This window comes from Arthrobacter sp. SDTb3-6 (assembly GCF_013376095.1).
Classification (GTDB): domain Bacteria; phylum Actinomycetota; class Actinomycetes; order Actinomycetales; family Micrococcaceae; genus Specibacter.
Map to the genome: position 1 here is coordinate 1 of NZ_JAAMFN010000089.1, position 3,177 is coordinate 3,177.

Annotated in this window: 2 protein-coding genes and 1 pseudogene; 2 read left to right on the plus strand and 1 reads right to left on the minus strand. The window is 57.9% G+C overall.

All coding sequences use genetic code 11. The features are described from left to right. The coding region (locus G6035_RS19340; protein WP_176618727.1) for a plasmid pRiA4b ORF-3 family protein at positions 1-448 on the plus strand (448 nt) is incomplete at its 5' end. A gap of 75 nt (positions 449-523) precedes the next feature. On the opposite strand, the gene G6035_RS19345 is transcribed toward G6035_RS19340, so the two are convergent. Further along, a complete protein-coding gene (locus tag G6035_RS19345; RefSeq protein WP_176618728.1) occupies positions 524-2,437 on the minus strand; it encodes a hypothetical protein in 1,914 nt (637 codons plus the stop codon). 492 nt (positions 2,438-2,929) lie between these two features. Here G6035_RS19345 and G6035_RS19855 point away from each other — a divergent pair. Next, positions 2,930-3,177, plus strand: a pseudogene (locus tag G6035_RS19855) (Fic family protein); the annotation flags it as partial.

Here is a 3,177-nt window from a genome sequence, read left to right on the forward strand (position 1 = left end):
CTGGATGAACTGCCATTTGCATGAGTTCCGCATGGGCGGATACAACGGCACGGCCTATGGCCCGGTTGGTCCCGAGTACGATTTCGGCGACCCGATGCCCAACGATGAGGCCGGTGCGACCGTGGGCCAGGTCTTGTCCAAGGAGAAGGACAAGCTGGATTACGTCTACGACTTTGGCGACAACTGGGACCACGCCATCACCCTGGAAAAGACGTTGGAGTTCGACGGCGGTCCCGCCGCGCGCTGCACCGGCGGCCGGGGTGCCGGGCCGGCTGAGGACAGCGGCGGTGTGTGGGGCTGGGAAAACATCGGCGCCATCATGGCTGATCCCGCCCACCTGGAACATGAGGAATACCGGCTCTGGCTCGGACTTGAAGACGACGAAGTGTTTGATGCCAAGCGCTTCGACAAGGGTGGTGTGGACGAGATTCTGTCAGAAATGTACTGATGGCCGGTTGGCGTCGCACGTTTAAGTACGGCGCCAACCGCCGGGTTCTGGTCAAAGGGTTGTCGTGGCCAGTTCCTATTTGGAACGCTGAAGTTGCGGAATGAACCGCGACCCGCGCTTTTCGACCGGACTGCCGTCTGCTTCAGCCATCTCAGGTTCGCCGGGTTCTAGGCCATTGTCACTCATGTACTTAAGCGCACGCTTGACGATGATGCGTTTCTTGGCAAGTGATGCCACGGCGGAGGACTTGGGGTCAGAGATTTCATCAAGACGTTCATGCTGACGGCTGACCCTGATTTCAAGCTCGGTCAGCATCTGCCAAACGGAGGGATCGGTGTCGATCTTGTGTTGCTGGCGGAGTATTACCGCCGCCAACTGCAGTGCGAGGAAACCCTCGAATTGATCGACACTGGTCTCGTCCCCTGCAAGTCCGGTTACCATCGTGCCTCCCCCGGAACCGACCAATAGCCCGCCGCCACCCACAAGGGCTCCAGCCGTTATCAGACCGCCAATCATCCCGCCCGGACCAAAGCTGGCCAAAGCGCTGGTGATAACGGCTGCGCCCGCAAGGCCGGGCGCGGCCGCCAAGGCAAGCCCGCCCGTGCCCACAACCAATGCCGCTGTACCTGCCACCAGGGCCCCAACCTTGACCCATTGCATATTCTGGCTGTCTCGGAGAATGGCTTGGGCCCGTTTTCCTGCTTCCAGAACATCGGAACCGAATTGACGTTTCAGCCCCATCTCCGAGGCCAGTTCTTCCAACGCCGCCTGTTCCATCTCTTTCGAAATCGTGATGTCGAAAGGGGCAATAACGTTTGTCGCAGAGACTGCCGTCAGCAGCGTGACGGCCTCTTCCTTTGACGTTCCCGATTGGTTGAAAGTCGGTTCCGGCAGGAGCGAGTTGTCGTTGGAATAGTCAAAGTCGAGCCGTGCCAACTGAGACGGAATGGGCCGGTTCGTGGATACATTGTGTGAGTACAGATCAGAAATTGTCTGCGACTGAACAGATCGCAGGGCGATGAGGTAGCGGCGCCGCAAGTCACCGCTCAACTCATTCTTGATTAGATGGCAATAGCGCAACCCCATCAGTGTCTTGATCTCAACCGCATTGAGCGGGATGTCCATGGCTCGTTGAATGAAGGCAATCTCCTTGGACTTGGACCCAAAGAGCGCATATCCAATCGTGTCAGCCACGGTGCCGTGACCAAGGTAGGCGCTCGCGCTATGCGGGACGATTGGGTTGGAGCCATGACCTGTGTTGATCGTGTGGTCCAGCATCCACGGAAATACGGAAGACAGCCCGCGCCTGATGGCCACCGGATCCCACGCATTCCTAAAATTGACCCACCATGACAGATGGGGAGGCGGGTCGGTCAGTGCGTCACGCAAATCATCGAGCTTGAATCGCCCATTGGCCAGCGGACTGCCAATAGTGACCAAGGCGGACACTTCAACATCCACGGGGAGCCGCAGCAAAAGGTCGGCAGCGATGACGGATCCCAAACTATGGGCCACGATGACCAATTTGCCGGATTCAGGCACCACGGCCAGGATGCGGTTCAGGACCTGGGCGCGGATTTGCTTACTACTCAAATAGTTCGCCGCTTGCTTAAAGAACTTGACTTCCACTGCCAGATCAGCGACCAAGTCATGAACGGGTGCCGCGACGTACGCAATGGTCTCATTGAAGGGGTGTTCCTGGTCTTGCCTGCCGATCCTGTGTTCCATGGCGGCAAGGCGGCGCTCGAAATCCCTGCGATTCAACTTGGCAGCGTCTCGCGTCGGCGCCTTGAAAGTGCGGGCGGGCAACTGCTCCGGTTCATCGAACCCCTTGAGCGCATGTGCGTACATAGGGGTGATGACTGTAGCAGCATCGAGGCCGGGGTATCCGGCGCGCGTCAGGGAATCCTGGAGCGTTGCCCTCCATTGGCCATCAGGGTCCCCGTCGCCTACGCCGTGCAGGAAGAGAAGAACTGGCTGGTCTGACACAATGAGCCCCCATCGTTAGTCTGAAGTCGGACGCCCGTCTTCGGGTGCCGCACTTTGTACGGCTGAGCCTACTGGAACATTTTCGTCCTCCATGCCAGCCACGGGAATGTTTTGCTCCACGGGTAAGAACAGCCCGCGGCGACGCCTGCGACATCAGGGGCCTCGCGGGTGTGTGCAAGGATGGAGCCGCGCTTGAGAGCCGATTCCAATGGTGCCCAGGGCTGCAAGCGGGTTATGCCGGGACATTCCTTCTTCAGCCTTCGCCTCAACCATGGTGGCTAATGAAAGTAGGTGAGATCCAAGAAAAGTGTGTGAATTCATACAAAATTTCGTGGACTCGTCCGGCATCGGCTGGCGTTGGAAACCGTTGACCGTCTCCCCTCGTTTCCAACTTCAAGCTTGCTTCAAGTTTTTCTTGGACTTGAAGAAAGGAGCGCACTGGGTCCTCCAAGTTCAAATTGAATTTGGAGAAACCTTGGAGATGAATACGTCATGAAGCTCCCAATGCCGGCACCGGACCTCGATGCGATCGTTAAGTCATTTTCCACTTTGAAGCCAGCTGACTTGATCGGCCTGGTTACCGGTGATGTCGATGACTCGGAGTACCTGCACTGGGACAAGTTGCGCTACAAGACGCCGCCGGAAGGTGTGTCACACGAGCAGTGGTGGTTCCAGCTTAAAACCAGGCGTCGGCAACAGCGGAGGGTGGTCCCACTGATCGACAAATCTGGTGGGCCCTT